This is a genomic window from Psychrobacter sp. ANT_H3, from assembly GCF_027919975.1.
GTDB lineage: Bacteria > Pseudomonadota > Gammaproteobacteria > Pseudomonadales > Moraxellaceae > Psychrobacter > Psychrobacter maritimus.
In genome coordinates, this window is record NZ_JAQISM010000013.1 from 94,302 (window position 1) to 114,212 (window position 19,911).

Here is a 19,911-nt window from a genome sequence, read left to right on the forward strand (position 1 = left end):
AATAAGTTAAAGAAAAGAATATTAAAACGCTCAGATAGCGACCCTCTATTACAAAATACTAAACATGCTAAATGATTGGTTAACAGGCATCAGATTAGCCTTCATTAAACAATATCTGGGATTTTTAGAGCGTCATTTGCTGTTAGCCTTTAATCAATAATATCGTGCTTATATCTATCGTACTTACATGTAAAATAGGGTAAATAACTTAAACGGTCTACATAGTCAGCGCTAAGTTATCACGGTGCACCATGACCACGCGCTCTTCATTGTTCCCAAGGATTCTATCAAACTGCTCCGTACGCTCACGAGCCACACGGCAAGCATCACGCGATGAGAAGTTCACTTGACCGACAGCGATACGCTCGCCCGTATCTTGATGGACAATCTCAACCACATCACCTTCATCGAAATCGCCGCGGACTTCTACCACACCGACCGGTAGCAAACTTTTATGATGTTCAACGACCGCTTTTGCAGCACCAGCGTCAACAAGTAAAGAACCTGACATACGCAAATGCGCCGCTAGCCACTGTTTACGTGCAATGATTTTATCTTCGTCATTGGTGGTCAATAACGTACCGACGGCTTCACCTGATACCACGCGAGTGATGACATCGTCGATAGCGCCACTCACGATGACCGTCGGACAACCGCCCATCGCAGCTAAGCGACCGGCACGGATTTTGGTCAGCATACCGCCGCGACCAAGTTTGCCGCCATCACCGGCGATATCAAATAAATAATCCGCCATCGCCCGCTCTTGGCGGATCATTTTGGCATTAGGGTTATTACGAGGATTATCGGTAAAAACACCTTCTTGATCGGTTAAGATAATATATAAATCGGCATTGACCATTGCCGCTGCCATCGCGCCTAAGGTGTCATTATCGCCGAATTTAATCTCGTCAATGGTAATGGTATCGTTTTCATTAATCACTGGCAGCACGCGCCATTCTAATAATTGCGTCAACGCCCCCGTGGTATTCAAATAGCGACTACGATTAGACAAATCATCATGAGTCAGTAACAGCTGCGAGCTTTGAATACCGTGCTGAATCAGAGCTGACCACCAAGTTTCAATCAAGCCCATCTGACCGATAGACGCACAAGCTTGTAGCGCCGCCAGTTTCCTTGGACGCTCATCAAGATTCATGCGTACCACGCCTTCAGCAACCGCACCTGAAGATACAAGTAATACTTCGACGCCTTGCTTATGCAGCTTGGCAATCTGCTTTGCCCACTCGTAAATGGCAGTTCGATCAAGCCCTCGCCCATTATTGGTTAATAACGATGAGCCAATCTTGACAATAACGCGCTGAATATCAAAGTTGCGAGCTTGCTTAACAAACCTTGCTTCTTCGGTCGTGTTCTCTATGTCAACTGCCATATAAACTCCTGTTGCTAGTGTAAAGTGATTACGGGGATTAAATTAAAAACTGTGCGCACACCTATTTAAAGAACGTAAACTTAAAGCACCTAACGTTAAAACTTGTGAACTTAATGCTCATAAAGTTAAATAAAATACACTTAAGGCACGTAAACCACTTCAACGCCATCATCTAGGTCGTCGTCATCTAGGTCATCGTCGTTTAAGTCAATGCCTTCACGCGCCGCTCTGCGAGCTGCACGATATGCTTCACGCTGTGCTTCGGTATTCAGACGCACTTCTGCTTCTAAGCGCTCAAAACGCTCTTTTTGTGCTTCAGCAAAAATAGGGTCTTCGATTTCACGCTCACGCTCACGCTCAATCTCATTCATTAAATGGTATTTAACGGCATCGACGCCTTCGCCAGTCAATGTCGCGGTACGGAATACAATACCTGTCCAACCAAGCTCAGCCACAATATGAGTACAAAGCTCATTTAGGTCTTCTTCGGCAACCTGATCGATTTTATTCAAGATTAAAATCTGTGGCAAATTGGCCAATTCAGGTGAAAAACGCTCAAGCTCATTTAAAATGATACGGGCGTTTTCTACTGGGTCACTGCCATCGATTGGTTTTACATCAACCAAGTGTAACAGACGACGCGTACGAGCGACATGCTTTAAAAAGCGAATGCCAAGTCCTGCGCCTTCTGAAGCGCCTTCGATTAAACCTGGAATGTCGGCCATGACAAATGAGCGATGACGACCGATATCGACCACGCCTAAATTTGGCACTAATGTGGTAAATGGATAATCGGCCACTTTTGGTCTAGCAGCAGAGACTTGGCGGATAAAGGTCGATTTACCAGCATTAGGCAAACCAATTAAACCCACGTCAGCCACAACTTTTAGCTCAAACTTAAGCACTTTTAACTCGCCTTCAAAACCAGACGTGGCTTTGCGCGGTGCTTGGTTGGTCGAGCTTTTGAAATGGGTATTACCCAAACCACCATCGCCACCTTTGGCAATCAGTAAAGTTTGACCAAGCTCAATCAAATCACCTAGTACTTCGTCAGTTTCAGTATCGACCACAGTCGTACCAATTGGGACTGGCAAATAGATGTCATCAGAACCTTTACCGGCACAGTTCTTACTATGACCGTTTTCACCGCGCATGGCGTCATAACGACGGGTATAACGATAGTCAACTAAGGTGTTGGTGTTGTCTTCTGCAATGACATAGACATCTCCGCCCTTACCACCATCGCCACCATCAGGGCCACCGCGTGGGACATACTTTTCTCGGCGAAAACTGGCGATTCCGTTACCACCGTCACCTGCTTTTACCGTTACGACGGCTTCATCAATAAATCGCATCTTACGTTCCTTTATTTACCATCCAGTTTAAAAACTGGTTACAGTCAACGACTGTATTTTAGGTTGTAGCTATATGTTTGGGTAATTGTAAAAACTTAATAATTATAAAAATTAATAACTATAAAATATCTCGAGTTTATAAAAACTGCTTTAAAAAGTGTGCCAGTTAGAATGTAATGTCACTCTAACTTAGCATTTATTATGACAACAACACCCGATAACCATTCGGACTATCGGGTGTTTGAATACTACCTTTAACCATTTACACCGATTTATCTAGGATAAAACTTACTTTCGTATAGCTGTTTCATCTAAACAAAAGCAGCTAAAATAGTAGCCGTGCAATGTTTTACGCTGGGATTTGCGTATAGCTGATGCCAGCCATTTGCGTTGCCAAACGTAATACCTGAGTGCTATAGCCTACTTCGTTATCATACCAAATATAAACGATAGCATGGTTATCGGTCAAAATCGTTGCTTGGGCATCGACGATACCGACATGCGTATCACCGACAAAATCAGTCGATACCGCTTCGGTAGAATCCGTATAAGCAATTTGCGTCTGCCACTGGCTGCTATTAGAAACTTTACGCATAAACTCATTTAACGCATCAGCACTAGCTGGCGCAGTTTTAAGGTTTAAGTTCAAAATGGCTAAGCTGACGTTTGGCGTTGGTACACGAATAGCATTACCGGTTAATTTACCGCTCAGCTCTGGTAGTGCTTTACCAACTGCTTTTGCCGCGCCAGTACTGGTAATAACCATATTCAATACCGCACTGCGGCCACGGCGATCAGCTTTATGATAGTTATCAATTAAGTTTTGATCGTTAGTGAACGAGTGAATGGTTTCAACGTGACCGTTTTCGATACCGTATTCATCATTTAAAACTTTTAACGTTGGGGTAATGGCATTGGTCGTACAGCTGGCTGCACTAACGATAGTGTCATCGCCAACGGTATCGTTATTTACGCCATAGACGACGTTTTTAATATCGCCGCCTGCAGGAGCCGTTAACAATACTTTTTTCACGCCAGTAGACTGCAGATGCTTGCCAAGACCGGCTTCATCTTTCCAGATACCCGTGTTATCAATGACCAATGCATCCTTGATACCATAAGCAGTATAATCAATCTCGCTTGGGTCTTTGGCATAGATAACTTGCACAAAGCGGCCATTGATAATCAAACCGTTGTTTTCATTATCAACAACCACACCACCAGCGAAGCTACCATGGATTGAATCACGCTCTAGCAATGAGGCACGCTTGGCCAAATCACCCGCTGCTGCAGGACGTACGACAATCGCTTTTAGCTGCATACCCTTGGCGCTTGATGCTTGTGACAATAATAGACGCGTTAAGATACGACCAATACGGCCAAAACCATATAACACGACATCCGTTGCGCCATTGCTAGCACCTTTATCAGTACCAATAGACTGTAAAGCCGCTTGTAAATCACTGTCATTAGCAATCAGCTGACCGACATCGATACGCGCCGCTTGGATATCTTTGCTCTCTGCAAGCGCTTTCACCATCGCTAACGTGTCTGCGATATCGATAGATTTGGCATCTTGCTCACGTAGCGCCACTTTTTGATGCAATGCCAATATTTGACCTACAGAAGTCGTATCTAGCGTGTCGCCAAACAAAGTCACTTGTACATCTTGCTCATTATAAAGCTTATTCAAAAGCCCCATCAGCTCAATGGCTTGTTGCTCTTGTTGGTTATAATTGCTCAAGTGGTCTTGATGTAATTGGCGTAAGGTATCAGCGTTGCTCACGAGAAACATCCTTATGGTCAGTAATTAGGTAATCAGTAAAGTATAAAGAAATATAAATAGATAGGTCATCACTAAGTTAGGTAATGATTCTAAAACGATAACGCTCGACTATTGCGGCAGTGGTTATCGTCACCGTTTTTATCAGCGCAGTCTTTAGATAAGGGAGATTTTAGCTTAAAACGCCCTATTTTGCTAGTGATAACCGAATTTGTCCAACTTATCGCATTTTTCATTGCACTATTCATTGGGCTATTCATTGTTCTATAAGTTACTGAATAAAAAATAAAAACAGCTTATGCTACCGTCCCATTTTTAATCGACTAAAATCAATGTAAAAACCTGATTAATATAAAATACTTAAATGGCTTTCAGTAACGAGCTACCAATAACTAGCTGTCAATAACAGACTATTAATAATTGATAATTAGTCATAAATAATAGGCAATGGCTTGTTTATGGAACCAACTTCACCGTTTGATTGGTCTGCGTGGTAAGTTTAAACTCTTTTAAATCATAGCCCTGTTGCTGAGCAATCTGGCGGTATTTGGCATAAGTTTCTTGGCTCACATTTGGTGAACGCGCTAGCAACCATAGATAATCTTTATCCGGCGTGCCAACCAATGCTGTTTTGTAGTCTGCATCATGTGCGAGTATCCAATAATCGGCACGACCAACGGGCAACCAGCGAATCCAAGAGGGTAAGAAAGTCACCTTTAACTTGCTGCCCGTAGTATCTGCTGGTTTGGCTAAGCCTTCAGCAGTAATGCCTGAACCGTCTTGCGCTTTGCATTGGTTAATCACCTTGATGCCTGAACCGTCGGTTTTTTCGACATAAGTCGCCGTCACGTCACTGGCACAATTGCGCTGAAAATACATCGGTAAACGACCTATTTCATACCAAGTGCCGGCGTATTTTTTCAGATCAACGCTATCAACTGTGGTTGGTACACTTGCAGACTTATGAATGATAGCACTCGGCTTGATGGCTAATGTCTCGGTGCTGGTTTTATCCGTCGTTGCATTAGCCGTCACATTAGCTTTAGCCGCGGTATTGACGGGTGGCGTCGCCGCATACGCTGAAAACGCCGCCAGCGGTATGATAATTGCTAAAGCAATACCTGTGTGTTTAATCAGTCCATTCATAAATATGCGCTCCGGTATCTCTGTTATCGCTGCGTCGGCAGTTTCAGAAGAAAGATGGTTGTTAGTTTTAGAGTGATTGGCTTTAGAGTGATTGGTTTTAAACTCATTTTTTTTAGTTAAGCTATTTATAGCATCAGCCTGCCCTGTTGCCATATCACCTTTAATAGACTGCAGCATTAATGACTTAGTATTTGCATCGGTATCGGTATCTACATTTTCATCAATATGTATGGCAGTTGTTTTTTTCACCTTTTGATAGCTATGGGCTTTTTTATATCCGTAAGCAGGTTGTGAGCTTTTATTATTGTTATTGCTACTCACCTCATTTGTACTAGGATAGCTTTTCATATCGCTAGCTTTAAGGCTGCTGCTACTGGCTTTACGATTGCTCTTATTAATCATTGCAGACTCTGTTGCCTCGGCAAGGCTTTTTTCAACGCGTTTGTAGCCAAAATAACTGTCATGTGCTGACGTATCTGTCGCCAAATGCTTGGAATATTCTTCGTTACCACTGTCAAAGTGGTCATAATGATAGCTAGCGTCATTACTGGCATAACCTGTTTGTAAAGCACTATCCGCTTTAAGATGACGTTTAACTAGATAATCTTTATTTACATAACCTTTCTTAAGGTAGCTTTTTCCAAGACAGTTTTTTCCAAGATAGTGCTGACTTGACTGGCCAGTCTGCTGCGATTGAGAACCAGCTGCCTGAGAATCAGACCATGCTGACTTAGGTAACTTATTGGTTTTCATAGGAGTACCATTTATTAATAGTAATAGTTAAAAATTCTTTATGATCAAATTCTCTGTTTAGCAGATAAGTGCAAAATAATTTTCAATACTCACTATCAATATAAAAGAAGAATAACTGAAAATTAAATGCGGTTATAGCCAGTATGCGTCATAACCTTAGAAGCGCTGGGTAAAGGATAATGATAGATAAGCCATTTTTAGATAATGCTTGCTAAAAACTGACTCAGCGCCGTTTGATAATTTGATGGTTTATAGTAATAGCAATGGCTCAATGAGAACAGTGTCGCAATGTAGGAAAACGCAACGGTTTGTAAGTAATTCTATGTTTGCCACATAGAGTAAACACATAGTTACTGACTGTTAAAAGAGTTTTAAAATCAGCGTTTTGTCATGAGTTAACGCCTGCTCTCAAGCAACCTAATTTCTTGTATCAGCGCCTTAATTAACGAGCGCTTCCCCATTAATTAATGCTTATAAAAATAGCGCAAAAAGCACACGAAATACTATTGAAAAAACCGTCGAATGCCAGCGACAGCAATGCCGCCGTATTGTTGCGCTTGCACATGCAGCACTGGTGACAAACCGCCCAAAGCAATCACTGGCATATCTGCTAACGCGGCCAATTCTGCCCATGCTTGCCAGCCTAGCGGCGCAGTTTCAGGATGGCTTTGAGTGACTAAAACAGGTGACAGAAACATACCGATGACAGGCGGTAATTGCTGCTCTAAACGCGCATATGCCAACTGATTTGCCGCGTCAATACTCTCGGCATCGTGACAACTTACTATTAACGGATAGCTTGAAGAGTGGCTTAAAGCATTGTTGCAGTCAGATACATCCTTGCTCCGATGACTGTCTGACCATTGCATAAGCTGCGTCTGTGTTAAATGACTCGCTACGATTTGGCGGTTTATAGCTATCTCATTCGCCTCATTGCTATTTAATACATCGCTTAATTTATCAGTTAATTTATCAATTAACGCATCAGGCACAATCGCATGGATATCAGGACGTAAGCGTAACAATTGCTGCACACTATTTTCTGTATCTGTGGCTTTTGGTCGGACATAAACCCAAGCATCTTGCACTAGATGCGCCACATGATACTGCAACCATGCTGCGTCAGGATGATCTGCATCGTTAAAGTGTGCCAATGGATAGGTAATCGCTATCTGTGCCGGTAAGCGCAACCATGCAAGAATGGTCTTATTGGCGGCTGGCAAATGGTAATCTCCCGCCAGTAACTTCGATTTATCCACCCATGTTAGCGCTTGCCCTTCCAAACCCTGCTTACGATATTTATGCGCTTCGTACTGCTGTGCGCTCAGCGCTACTTTATAGACCTGTAAGCATACTTGCTTATCACCATAGTCATGATGCAACCGTCCAAGCTTTACTGCGATATTACTCGCAATATCGATGCCCGTCTCTTCAGCGACTTCACGAATCAGCGCTTGCTTAGCAGTTTCATGACTATCTATCTTGCCGCCGACGAACTCATAACGATTGCCTTGATGCTGTGAGCCATCTCTAAACCCTAGCAAATACTGATTTTCATAATAAATGACCGCTACCGCGACATTGACGACAGTTATTGCCTTGGTTTCGCTTACTTTATTTTCATCTAATGGATGCTTTATTGGGTTCGTCGTTTGATTTGCCATCTAAATGCCCTTTATCAATGCGTTTATCGGTGCGTATTATCAATACATCGATACTTTGTTATTTTGGTTTATAGCCTTGGTAGACTTTATAGCCTTTGTGAATAAGGCGTTATATAAGTTTACATAATAGCCGTCATTTATTTTATCAAATAGCTTGCAAAAACCGCCAATGTAAATGATAATTATTATCGTTAATAACTTACTTTATATCACTTTTCGTACTGAACTATTTTATCAAAAGGAATTTACTATGAGCATGGTCATCTCTCGTTATTTAAACTGCCGTGAAAACCGCTTGCCTACGCTGCAGTCACAGCACCTATTTGCGCTGACTAAAGAGGTGCGTATCGAGCATGAAGGCGAAGAATACCGCCTACGCTTAACCCGTAACAACCGCTTAATTTTAACCAAATAAACAGACTGCCCATCTCATAAAAAAACGCCTTTTGATAAAGGCGTTTTTTATTGGATAAAATGAAATCACTTGCTAACTATCGACTGTCTAACCAACCAACTTACCGCTAGACGATTAAACCATTAGAATTGCCAGCTATAAACCACATCAACCGCATTTTCCGCTGCTGAAGTTGCTTCGACATAAATCCGCCGCGTCAACTGATAACGGATAGACAGGCTGTTTTGGGCATTAAAGACACCGACACCATAGCGAATATATAAATCAGGCGTCACATAACCGGTGACGTTGACGTTGGTATCCTCGCTACTGCCTGACGCATCAACGGTCAGGCTTTGTAAACCAAACACTTGACCTATCTGGTTGGTCAAAGTGCGCGTGCCACTAAGTCCAAAGCTTAAGCCTGCTGCTGCAAGGTTATTGGTCACCTGTGATTTAAAACCCTGTTCACTGATTTGCGTGGCGCTCTTATTATTAATACGACCGGTTATCAAGGCATTCATCGCTTGCTGCTGGGTGAGACCGGCGTTATTAAAGACAATGATATTTGGGTTTTCCGTGTTGCCTTTGACGCGTACGCCGACTGTTTTACCGCTAATGTTTTTAGCCGCTTCAATGCTAAGATTGGGTTTCATCACATCGCCATTAAAGCGCACTTGACCATAATTGAGCTCTAAATTTTGCCCAAAGGCATCAATATTGGTACGACGCGATACTTGCACCACGCCTTTGGCGCGCATAACACCCGTGCCATTTTGTGTGATATGAATCGCACCGGCTAAAGGAATCACCGCACCAAAACCACGGAAATTAATATCATCACCCAAGTCGATACCGATATCAGCATTGATTGACCAAGGTTTTGAGATGGCTAAAACCTCATCAATATTACCAATCAAACGCCGATCAAGCACGACGGCATCTTCGGTTTGGGTAATAATATCTTCACTGGCTTCTGGTGGACGAATGGTCGCTGATGGCACACTCACGGCGCCAGTGATGTTGACGTAGCGATCACCCGGACGCACGATGATGTCAATATCAGGATTAACCTCGGCCAATAACAATGGCGGCTGTGTTAATACCAAACGCTCGCCAACAATACTGAGCTTAGCCTGTAGTTTTTGTTGCCAATTAACCGTACCCGTTAACGTACCTGTGCCTGTACCACTGTTAAAGGTACCATCGATAGTCGCTTGCGTGCCGCGAATTTTGGCATCGACATTGACCTTTCTTAAATTCACGGGTAAATCAAGCATCGCAATGCGACCATTAACCAATTTCACATCACCATAGAACTGCGGCTTATCGAGCGTGCCGCCTAAGCCGCCCGCCATAGTAATATTGCCTTCGAGCACCCGCATACCAGGGAAAAATGGCTTAAATACCGCCAAATTAAGCTCGTTAAGTACTAATGCACCCGAGATGGGTTTCGGTGTTTTATAGGGGTCAATGATGACTTCGGCATAGCCACGCGCGCCATGACCGGTATTGATATCCGTACGTATTTTTAGACCATCTGGTACTGATACGGCAATCAGCGATACCCGCTTATATGGCAAGGTAACCGGCTGACTATCGCCATCTTGAATGAGACCGATTTTGCCATTATCAGAATACAGAGTGGTATTAATCGTTGGCGGACGACCACGTTGCCAACCGACGATGGCTTTACCATTAATCTTGCCATGCCAATCAATGTCTTTTGGTAAAAATACCGCAAACAAAGACGTATCCAAATTTTGTACGGCCAAATTAACCTGACCACTGGCAGGTGAGGCAATTAAGTTTTCACGTAAACACAGCTTGCCCGTTTGATCAGCCGCCTGCCAACAGTGGGCGGCGAGCTGTACTTTTAAATCCGTTGATTGATTGCCTTGTTTTTTGGGTAAATTCACAATGAGCTGGGCAGGTTGCAATTGATTTAACGTCGCGTATTTTGATTTAACGCGGCCTTTACCAATCACCCCTGACCAGCTGAGCTTATCGCGATTAAAGCCACCTTTGAGCTTGGCAGAGATATCAAGCTCATCATTGGCCACATCAAGATTGACCACATGCGCCTGTTCAGTCCCATTAAAGGTTGCATTAATCTTCTTAAAGCTTTGCCCTGCAACATCCAAACCTTCAGCACTGATAATAAGCTGACTTGGGCTATTGAATAAATTGACCAGCTTGCCGCGGATACGACCTTGACGCAAAATAAATCCCGGTAGCGCAAGACGCTCACCAACCAAGTCAATATAAATCGTTGGCAGCGCCTGTCCTGCTGGCTGCGATAAGGTCGCCCCGCCCGTCACTTTACCAGCAAGCTTATCTGAGAGCTGGTCGAGACTGGTGATATTAATCTTAGCTTGTAGCTGCTTCGCGTTACCATTGGCGGTAAGATAATTATCGCCCCAACGCAGCACCAAATTATTGGCATTTAAGCTGTCGATTAAGGCATTGACTTGCTTATACTGTGCCTGTGCATCTTGCGCCTGCAAGCGTTTGAAATAACTGGCCAAGTCTTTTGGTAGACGCATCTTTGCCGCTAGGCTACCTTTGGCACTTAGCGGCTGGCCTTTTAACATACCACTTAGGTTAACTTGTTTGATATTAATGATTTGCTGGTTATCGCCCCAGCGCCCATCGGTATCGATGCTGCCTGTGATGGTACTTGGGATGTCTTTAAAGAAATAACCCAAGTTAAAGCGATTCATCACCGCCTTGATATCCCAAGCGATACCTTTACGCACATCAACCGTACCATTAGCATCGATACTGCCTGCCGCGCCGACATGGCGGAAACGCTTGATACGAATAAGTTGAGCGTCACCACTGGCATCAATGGTGAGTTTGCCGGCTGGTAATTGCTCAGCGTCTAATACACCATCAAAATTTACCGCAAAGTTTTTAAGCTTACCCTTCGCATTAGCATTATTTTTTGGCGCGGTTTGCCACACGCCGCTGGTTTTTAAGTCACCAGTGATAATGGCCGCGTTATTGGGTAAGAAATAGCCGAGGTTAAATTTGTCAAAGCGACCATCGACCGTCCAGCCGATGTTTTGGCGTAAGTCGATAACACCGTTCGCCTTTACTGCACCAGCTTCACCATTGTAGTTGAGTTTACGGATACGAATCAGGTTTGGCGTCCCAGCGGCATCAATCGATAAGCTGCCTTTTGGTACATCAGCGGTATCAATGTGCCCATCGAAACGGGCGTCAAAGACGGATAGCTCACCGCCGATAATATCGACGCTGGCATCACCGCTACCCGTGATACCGATAGCGCGGCTATCTTGGCTGGCATCGAGGTTTGCTTGCAGATCGGTATTATTAAAACTGACAATATGACGCTGACCCTTGACGCGGTTTTTACTGATATTGAGCATTCGCCCGCGTGCATTGATACGTCCTGTCAGACGCTCAAGTGGTAAATCACTACGATATTTCTTGGGTAATAAACCCGTGGTACGCGCATCAATCTGCCAAGTTAGCGGACGTTTTTTGCTCGCCAGTTGAATCTGTCCTGTGCCAGATAAATCACCTACTATGCCTTTATAATTAAGACGGTTGATATCGATGACATCGCCCGCTTTACGCACACGTAAATCGTAGTTGCCTTTAGGGGCGGCATTTAGCTCATTAATCACCGCCTTACCGTCAACTGATAAATTCGCGCCGCGCATGATGACATTTGCTTGTCCGCTTGGGCTATTAATATTGCCGATATTAGGCACATTACGACGCACAAGGTTCTGCCATTTGGCATCGATATACCAAGGCGTTATTTGCTTAGATTTAGAGGTTCTGCCACGAGCTAAGGGTTTACCTTGCACGATATTGGCATTAACGTGTTCACCATCACGCTGGCGCAAATCTGCATCCATCTCTAGATTGCCAGCTTTGTTTTTATGCTGATAATGTACCGACAAACGACCATTGAGCTTTTGCGGCGCATACGCTTTAAAATCAGCGTAATCCTTAGGAATAGCCCGTCGAATATCAAAATTACTGCCGGTTGCGCGCACTTTTGCATCAAAGCTACCCTTCCAGTCTAAGATACCTTGTAGCACCAGATTGCCCGCTGGCACCTGAGCATCTAAGCGATCAACGCGCAGTTGGCTATCAGCAATGATGCCGCGACCTTGATAGTGTCCTGACGGGATATCTTTGGCAGTCAGCTCAGTATTGATGCGCAGACGTATCTCTGAGATGACACCCGATGCCGTCGCCATGCCACTTTTGAGATGGATATTTTGGCTGTCGGCATAAGGGATAAGAATATCATCCCATTCAAGCTTTGCCTGAAATGGCGAGTCACTATCTAAACCCTGTACCACAAAATCGCCGCTGACATCGCTGTCATTATAGCGGCTACGGACTTTACCGACGGTGCGTTTAAGCGTACCAGTTGCGGTAATGTTCAATGGGTCAATATAAGCCTTTCCTAGCGCGCTTACCTCAGCTATAGCGCTCAAATCTAAAGGATAGTCACCTTGTAAATCTGCATGACCTTGTAAGGCACTGACTTTGACAATATCAGCGTATTGCAATTTACCGCGACCGACGTTTACCACGCTACCGACCCAGGTCAAATCACGCGCCTCAATATCATGTACGATGATATGCTCTTTGGTCACTTGCTTATAAATGATGGTTTGTACTTTTGCTTGATCAAAACGCAAATTGACTGGCAAGCTGAGGGTTAGATAATCGAACGGCTCACCCGTTGGCGGTTTGTTATTGATAATCTCAATGGTTTGAATATCAGCGTCACGCAGATGCACTTCTTTGGCAAATACCGCGCGCCAGCCTATTTTAACGTAGGCTTTATCGACTAATATCTCAAGGTCTTCGTTTGCCTCGATATCGATATCCGTAAGCCAAAGACCATCACGCAGATTGCCACGACCATATTTAAATTTGATACCCGTCTCAGCACTGATTTTCTCTAAAATAAACTTGGTACCTGATTCAGTACCCGCCGCATACAAAAAAATGGCGAACATAATCGCCAGTACGATAAGAATAAGCACCGTCAATTTGAGTAAAAAAGACAGCGGATACCAACGTCTTACGGCGCGGGCATCGTGTTGTGCTGGATCTTCATCTGATGGCTTGTTTGGCGGGGTATTTTTGGTCAACATGACACTCAGCTACGTTAAAGAATGATTACCAGCATGCGCTAGGATAAAAAATAGAACTGTGCTTAATACTGTAGTTAGGACTGTTTGCTGCTTACTGTTTATAAAGGCGAGCCGATGAATAGATGCAGTCGCACCGGAATACTCTCCTCCGTCACACCAGCCGCCACATCGACACGTACCACGCCAACTGGTGATGCCCAGCGGATACCGACACCGACGCCAACTTTGGTATCAGTCTCAAAATCTTTATCATAAGCATTACCGACATCGGTGAAAAACGCCCCACGGAAACCCGGTTTAAACTCATAGTTATATTCGGCGCTACCAACGGCGAGTATTTGTCCGCCTGTCAGATAGCCTTTATCAATCGGTGATAAGCTCTCGTAATCATAACCACGAATACTTTGGTCGCCACCAGCAAAGAAGCGCAGTTTATAAGGCACTTCATAAAAATCATCGGCCCAAATATAACCAGTATTTAAGCTGCCTAGAATTTGGTGTTTATCATCAGTCCCAAAGCTATAAAGACCGCTCACGCCCGCGCGTAGTATCGCCAAATCGGTATCACTTAATGCACTTTCTGAACCTGCTTCAAGCGAATAATACTGACGGAACCCGCGCGTAGGATTGGCAGCGTTATCGACATCAGTCTTACTCATACCATAACCGAACAACAAGGCTTGCTGGGTAGGTTTAGACGAGGTAAAGCGTACCGGAAGATTGTCCAACTCCGCCTCATCAATGCCCGTCGCTAGCTCATCTAAACGGTAGCGCACAGAGTAGCTACGATCCCAGCCGTTTTCACGGCGGATATTTCGCGCTAGTCCCGCCTTCAAGGTTCTGGTAGACAAATCAAAGTTGCCTTCGCCTTGGTCGATGACCTCTTCTTCATAGGTCAAACGCGCATCCAACTTATCATTTAACGGATGCTTCCATGGTCGGCTGGCATAAAGGGCGACATTTTTTGTGATTCGGGAGACTTCGGCCTCTGCCCCTGCTTGATAACCCTTACGATTGAGCAAATTATAATCTATCTTGGCGGTTGCCCGTACGCCCGTATCGGTACCATAACCAATACCGACTTGGGCATCGCGTGGTTTATTGGCAGAAACAAAGACATACAGCGGTACTTTTTTATTTTCTAACACCTCTTGCGGGGTTTTACGTCCGGCAAGTGTCGGTGGGACAAAGTTTTCATCAGCAAGGATACTTTTTTCATCAGGGAAAATCTTTTGCGCAATATTACTAATAGAGTCACTGATTTTACCCAAAATACTATTGGTTGCTTGGTCTTTTTCGTCCAATACCCGATCGCTTGGCAGTCGGCTTAAACGTTCAGCTTTTTGTTTAATGGCTTGCAGTTTATCCAGTGTTTCTTCATCGGCTTTAAACTCAATAGCAGCGATGTCATCTGGATTGACGGTCTCGCCACTATTGGCGTAGCGCTCACCCTCATTTTGGCTATTGTTATTGCCATATTGCTCAGTATCACTGACATAAGAGACATTATCAATAGCGTCAGTATTATTATCAGCAATATTGGCATTAGGGGAATTATCAAACGCCAAGGTACTGCTTTCAGTACGTTCATCGGGTGGCAAAATCGACTCGACGTTGACGGTATTAAAGTAACGGGTTGCCGATAAATCATTACTAAACTTAGTCACTGCGGGACGATAAAAAGGGTCGCCCGCTTTAAAGCCAAGCAGCTGATGCAATAAGGACAATTCCACCGGCAGTTTTTCCGGGTCACGCGTCAACGTACCCGACTCTTGATCATAAGTAAAAAACACCACTTCATCAAATTCATAGCGCTCGCCGGTATTGTAAACCAGCGACACATCGGCCGTATTGTCCGGCAAGATAATATCGACCGATTTATTTAGCCAATATTGATCAAAGTAACCATAGGTATTACTGAGCGACTCAAGTGCTGCTTTACTGTCTTTATAAACGCGGTGATTAAAGATATCGCCTTCTTTTGGTGGCAAGTCTTTCTCAAGCTCGGCAAACTCTGCTTGCTCGCTACCTTCGCCGCGGATATCGACAATACGGCTATCAACGCGTACTGGCTCGCCCAACTTCTCAATGATAACGTCAATAGTATCGCTATTGGTTTGGCGTAAACGTAACGTTACTTCATAGTAACCAACTGCTTTTGCCGCATCTAATGCCGTTTGGCGTAAACGCGGTAGCGCAGCGGTAAAATCAACCACAGACTGAACGGTAGTGTCATCGAGCGCAGCTTTGATATTCTTAAAGGGTTGAATATCATCATCCGCTTTGGTCAGTTTTGGCGTAGTATTTGGGGTACTGTTTGCAGTATTGTCTTCAGTATTACTATTTAAATTGTCCGCCGTGGCTTGTTGCAAATAAATCGTTGTTTCGACATGCGGTAATGCTATCGCGCCCTCATTAAAGAAGCGATTATAAAGACGCTTAACGATATTGCCTTTTTTATTGCGTGCCTTCGGTGTGGGTTTTGCCGCTTGCTCGATACTTTCTTTTACTGCATCAATATCATTTTCATAATTAGGCAAATAATCATCAGGATTAATGCTACCTGACTGCGCGTTTTCTATATTAATGGCATCATTACTATCTTCTAAAGCATCATTCACTAAAATAGCGTTATCCACTTCTGCATCGATAGTGCCGCTACTGACGGAATCACTGACGTTAATAGGACGTGACATCACATCATTAGTCTCTGCCTGTTTAGCAGCCGTCTCACTTTTACCTGCCGTCTCATTTCTACCTAAGGTGTCAAGATTGCTTGGTGCTGGCAAGCTGGTCGCATCCAAGTCCACGTCCAGACCAATCGGTGGCGTCGTATCATTTAACGTCGCCACTGGCGCATCGAATCCATCCAATCTATAAAAGTCGCTATCATTATGACGTATGCCATCGATGTTATTCACGCCAGCGCTACTATTAAGACTGTCAATATCTTGGGAATTCTGCCTATCCATTGCCGCCAATTCACGGTCAATCTCTGCAGGCGTCATCATCTGATAGCCTTGCTGCTGCACGCTATTGACTTGCTGTTCTAAATTTTCATTGCTATCAAATGCTTGGTTGTTGCCTAGATTATCCAAGCCAGTACCAATGTTGTTAGCAATGTTATTAACACTATCGATATCATTATTTGATAACTGCGAATTATCAGCGTTATTTGCTTGCGTAGTGGCGTTTTTGTTAGGGTTTTTCTTAGCGTTAGTTTCTGATTTTTTTGCATTAGGCTTTTTGATACCTAGGTTTTGCTCGCTATAATCATCCAATACCGATTGATCGATAATACCTTGTTCGACGGCCTTTTTTAGGCGCAAGGCATCTAAAGCGATATCAAGCTGGCTATCTTCATACGCATCATTTTCGATATTTTTAATAACTTGACTACTGCTTGGATTATTGGCAGTGCTAGTGTTTAAATCGGTAGCGGCAAAGGCGGCAGGTGCCATACCAACACTCACCCCAAAACCAACCAAGCTTGTGGTCAACGCACTAAAAATTGCCGTCCGCGTAAAGTAAACGCGCGGATTACCGTTACGATGAATGTGATTAACGCAACTAAGATGAGCAAGCTTAACGGAGTGCGGCGGCATGTCTGACGTATCACGCGGCATAACCGATAAGTGGCGCGCTAGAGTTGAAGGCTGATGTTTCATATTTAGTTCCTATCACCTCACGCGGCAAAAGGTTACGGTCGATTACAATCGCCCCGTTTTACCGGTGAATAAACGTAGAGCAGTTAACTGAGATTATGGGTTTGGTCGGCTAAAATTTACAAATCATAACTTAGTTAATTATCAAATCATAGCATCGGGCGCATGTATTTTTACCAAACCCTTGCTATTATACGGCTTAACATTGATAAAACCTATGCTATATTTCGATAAGTTTTTGATACTGTTGATAATTGTTTATATATCAATCACTGCATTTTACCCTGTTCTCACTATACTAGCTGCGACCCATCTGTAGGAATTTTCATGGCCAATCAGTTTCAATTATTTAAGCGCCGCCGTTTTAGCGCCATGTTTTTCACCCAGTTTTTGGGCGCGTTCAATGACAATATCTTTAAGCAGGCGCTGATATTGGTGCTGACCTATACCGCTGCCAGTCAGCTGGGCATGGAAGTCAGTATCTTAAATAACTTAGCGGCGATGTTGTTTATTTTGCCGTATTTTTTATTTTCAGCCTTAGCAGGTCAAATCGCCGATAAGTTTGAAAAATCAAAACTGACGCGATTGATTAAATTGCTTGAGATATCCATCATGATCATTGCCGCAGTAGGCTTTGTCTTTGAATGGTATGCGCTATTATTTGTGGCGCTGTTTTTGATGGGGACACAATCGACGTTTTTTGGTCCGATTAAGTATGCCTATTTGCCGCAAGCGATGAAAGAAGATGAGCTGGTCGGTGCCAATGGTTTGTTCCAAATGGGCACCTCGCTTGCTATCTTGCTCGGTATGATTATCGCCGGGGTATTGACCCAGATAACACAGCCGCTATTTTGGATTAGTGTCACTGTGCTATTTGTAGCGGCAATAGGTTATTTTGCCGCCCGTTTTATTCCAACCATGCCAGCGATGCAGCCTGACCTGAAGATTAATTGGAACATCTTTACCACCAGCATGGCGACGGTGCGCTATTTATACTCCTTGCCTTTTTTATTCTTTGTCATACTTGGTAATAGCTGGTTTTGGTTTTATGGGGCGACGTTTTTGACCCAAACCCCTGAGTTCAGCAAAGTCATTTTGCATGGCGATGAGTCCGTGGTTATTTTTCTATTGACGCTATTTTCGGTTGGCGTATCGATTGGTTCGCTGCTGTGTAAATCCTTGACCAAAAACCAAGTCAGTCTGCGCTTATTACCCTTTGGTATCGCTGGTCTTAGTATATTTGCGATTGATTTATATTTTTCTTTGTCAGGATTAAATATTGATGTTAATACCGAAGCACTACTTGGTATTGGTGATTTATGGGGTATGAGCGGTAGCTGGCGTGTGTTTGCCGACTTATTCTTTTTGGGCTTTAGTGGCGGCTTATATATCGTGCCTTTATATGCCTCTATGCAAGCTTATGCGCCAAAAAGCCATCGTGCACGCATCGTCGGTGCCAATAATATCTTTAATGCCATCTTTATGGTCAGCTCGGCGATTTTTTCGATTGTGGTGTTAAATGCGTTAGGTCTGACCCTACCGCAATTGTTCTTAGTCACCGGTATATTAAATCTTGTCTTTGGGGTGTTTTTATACCTGAAACTTAATAAACATATTAAGCAAGCGGTCATCCAAACCCATGATGACGAACGTAATCGACAAGATTAAAGATGTTGGCAACATGAGCTAATAGCCCTGCGAATAGATAGGATAAATGAATCGTTAAGCCATTAATTTTGCTGCCGACATTCTATATTGTTTGTTATAGTTGTTTGCTATAGTAAGGCTTATCAGTAAATCAGGCAGCTTACAAACAGTGCTTGCTATGCACATAAAAGTGCTGTCGTAAGAAAAATGTAGATAGCTAAAACCTGTTAATCGTAAATATATTTATAATAAACACAGCCATCAGGAGTGAACCATGGCCCTGCGTCCCTTATCAAAAATTGATCAGCTGTTACTTGGGGTAGACAAGGCATTGCGAGCGGTCGTACCGCATTCAAATCCTAGCACCCGCCCCCTGCCCGTGAGTAGTGATGAGATTCCTGAGCTCAGTATTACTGAGGCGCGTCATGTCGCAGGCTTGATGCGTATCAACCATACTGGCGAAGTATGCGCTCAAGGGCTATATCACGGGCAAGCGTTTGCGGCAAAAGACGATAACGTCAAGCAAGCGATGCAACAGTCGGCTGAAGAAGAAGTCGATCATCTGGTATGGTGCGAGACCCGTTTGGATGAGCTTGGCAGCCACCCTAGTATTTTTACGCCCTTATGGTATGGCATGTCTTTCGGGCTTGGCGCGGTAGCAGGTGCTATCTCCAATGAGTTTAGTTTGGGCTTTGTCGCAGAAACTGAAGCGCAAGTCAGCGAGCATTTGCAAGACCATATTGGGCAATTACCACCACAAGATAAACGCTCAAGAGAAATACTGGCGCAAATGGACATTGAGGAATTGCATCATCGCGAGCTGGCACTGGCCAATGGCGGCGCGGCATTGTCGCCACCGGTACGTCATACTATGCGCTGGATGGCCAATCGCATGAAAGCCACCGCTTATCATCTATAACCGTTTATCCTCTATAATAAGCACTAGCATATAGCCACTATT

Annotated in this window: 10 protein-coding genes; 3 read left to right on the forward strand and 7 right to left on the reverse strand. The window is 44.0% G+C overall.

What is annotated here, in order from left to right; all coding sequences use genetic code 11:
- Window positions 1-217 precede the first annotated feature (217 nt).
- From proB to PG901_RS07775, 5 genes are all read right to left on the reverse strand, one after another.
- Window positions 218-1,390 (reverse strand): glutamate 5-kinase, encoded by a 1,173-nt coding sequence (gene proB, locus PG901_RS07755; protein WP_201625671.1) that lies wholly within the window; start codon window positions 1,388-1,390, stop codon window positions 218-220.
- A 140-nt stretch (window positions 1,391-1,530) separates the two neighbouring features.
- Complete coding sequence (gene cgtA / locus PG901_RS07760) at window positions 1,531-2,745, reverse strand: Obg family GTPase CgtA (protein ID WP_271134100.1); 1,215 nt, start codon at window positions 2,743-2,745, stop codon at window positions 1,531-1,533.
- A 349-nt stretch (window positions 2,746-3,094) separates the two neighbouring features.
- Window positions 3,095-4,540, reverse strand: coding sequence for a glyceraldehyde-3-phosphate dehydrogenase (locus PG901_RS07765; RefSeq protein ID WP_201620204.1), 1,446 nt, complete (start codon window positions 4,538-4,540; stop codon window positions 3,095-3,097).
- 444 nt (window positions 4,541-4,984) lie between these two features.
- Window positions 4,985-6,427 (reverse strand): lipocalin family protein, encoded by a 1,443-nt coding sequence (locus PG901_RS07770; RefSeq protein ID WP_271134101.1) that lies wholly within the window; start codon window positions 6,425-6,427, stop codon window positions 4,985-4,987.
- Window positions 6,428-6,930: 503 nt separating this feature from the next.
- Window positions 6,931-8,091, reverse strand: a complete 1,161-nt coding sequence (locus PG901_RS07775) for an NUDIX domain-containing protein (RefSeq protein WP_271134102.1) — start codon at window positions 8,089-8,091, stop codon at window positions 6,931-6,933.
- A gap of 256 nt (window positions 8,092-8,347) precedes the next feature.
- Between PG901_RS07775 and hemP the strand changes: the two genes are divergently transcribed.
- On the forward strand, window positions 8,348-8,506 hold the full coding sequence (gene hemP, locus PG901_RS07780; protein ID WP_227672156.1) for a hemin uptake protein HemP: 159 nt from the start codon (window positions 8,348-8,350) through the stop codon (window positions 8,504-8,506).
- A gap of 122 nt (window positions 8,507-8,628) precedes the next feature.
- Here the strand turns inward: hemP and PG901_RS07785 are convergent, their stop codons facing one another.
- Complete coding sequence (locus PG901_RS07785; protein WP_271134103.1) at window positions 8,629-13,638, reverse strand: translocation/assembly module TamB domain-containing protein; 5,010 nt, start codon at window positions 13,636-13,638, stop codon at window positions 8,629-8,631.
- 98 nt (window positions 13,639-13,736) lie between these two features.
- Window positions 13,737-17,306, reverse strand: a complete 3,570-nt coding sequence (locus PG901_RS07790; RefSeq protein WP_271134104.1) for an autotransporter assembly complex protein TamA — start codon at window positions 17,304-17,306, stop codon at window positions 13,737-13,739.
- A 324-nt stretch (window positions 17,307-17,630) separates the two neighbouring features.
- Here PG901_RS07790 and PG901_RS07795 point away from each other — a divergent pair, with 324 nt between their 5' ends.
- A complete protein-coding gene (locus tag PG901_RS07795) occupies window positions 17,631-18,971 on the forward strand; it encodes an MFS transporter (RefSeq protein WP_271134105.1) in 1,341 nt (446 codons plus the stop codon).
- A gap of 259 nt (window positions 18,972-19,230) precedes the next feature.
- Window positions 19,231-19,869 (forward strand): 2-polyprenyl-3-methyl-6-methoxy-1,4-benzoquinone monooxygenase, encoded by a 639-nt coding sequence (gene coq7 / locus PG901_RS07800; RefSeq protein WP_271134133.1) that lies wholly within the window; start codon window positions 19,231-19,233, stop codon window positions 19,867-19,869.
- The last annotated feature ends 42 nt before the right edge of the window (window positions 19,870-19,911 follow it).

What these genes read in the sequence shown, in the direction of transcription:
- proB (WP_201625671.1), bottom strand. Translation starts at nt 1,390, where the DNA reads ATGGCAGTTGACATAGAGAACACGACCGAAGAAGCAAGGTTTGTTAAG.
- cgtA (WP_271134100.1), bottom strand. Translation starts at nt 2,745, where the DNA reads ATGCGATTTATTGATGAAGCCGTCGTAACGGTAAAAGCAGGTGACGGT.
- PG901_RS07765 (WP_201620204.1), bottom strand. Translation starts at nt 4,540, where the DNA reads ATGTTTCTCGTGAGCAACGCTGATACCTTACGCCAATTACATCAAGAC.
- PG901_RS07770 (WP_271134101.1), bottom strand. Translation starts at nt 6,427, where the DNA reads ATGAAAACCAATAAGTTACCTAAGTCAGCATGGTCTGATTCTCAGGCA.
- PG901_RS07775 (WP_271134102.1), bottom strand. Translation starts at nt 8,091, where the DNA reads ATGGCAAATCAAACGACGAACCCAATAAAGCATCCATTAGATGAAAAT.
- hemP (WP_227672156.1), top strand. Translation starts at nt 8,348, where the DNA reads ATGGTCATCTCTCGTTATTTAAACTGCCGTGAAAACCGCTTGCCTACG.
- PG901_RS07785 (WP_271134103.1), bottom strand. Translation starts at nt 13,638, where the DNA reads ATGTTGACCAAAAATACCCCGCCAAACAAGCCATCAGATGAAGATCCA.
- PG901_RS07790 (WP_271134104.1), bottom strand. Translation starts at nt 17,306, where the DNA reads ATGAAACATCAGCCTTCAACTCTAGCGCGCCACTTATCGGTTATGCCG.
- PG901_RS07795 (WP_271134105.1), top strand. Translation starts at nt 17,631, where the DNA reads ATGGCCAATCAGTTTCAATTATTTAAGCGCCGCCGTTTTAGCGCCATG.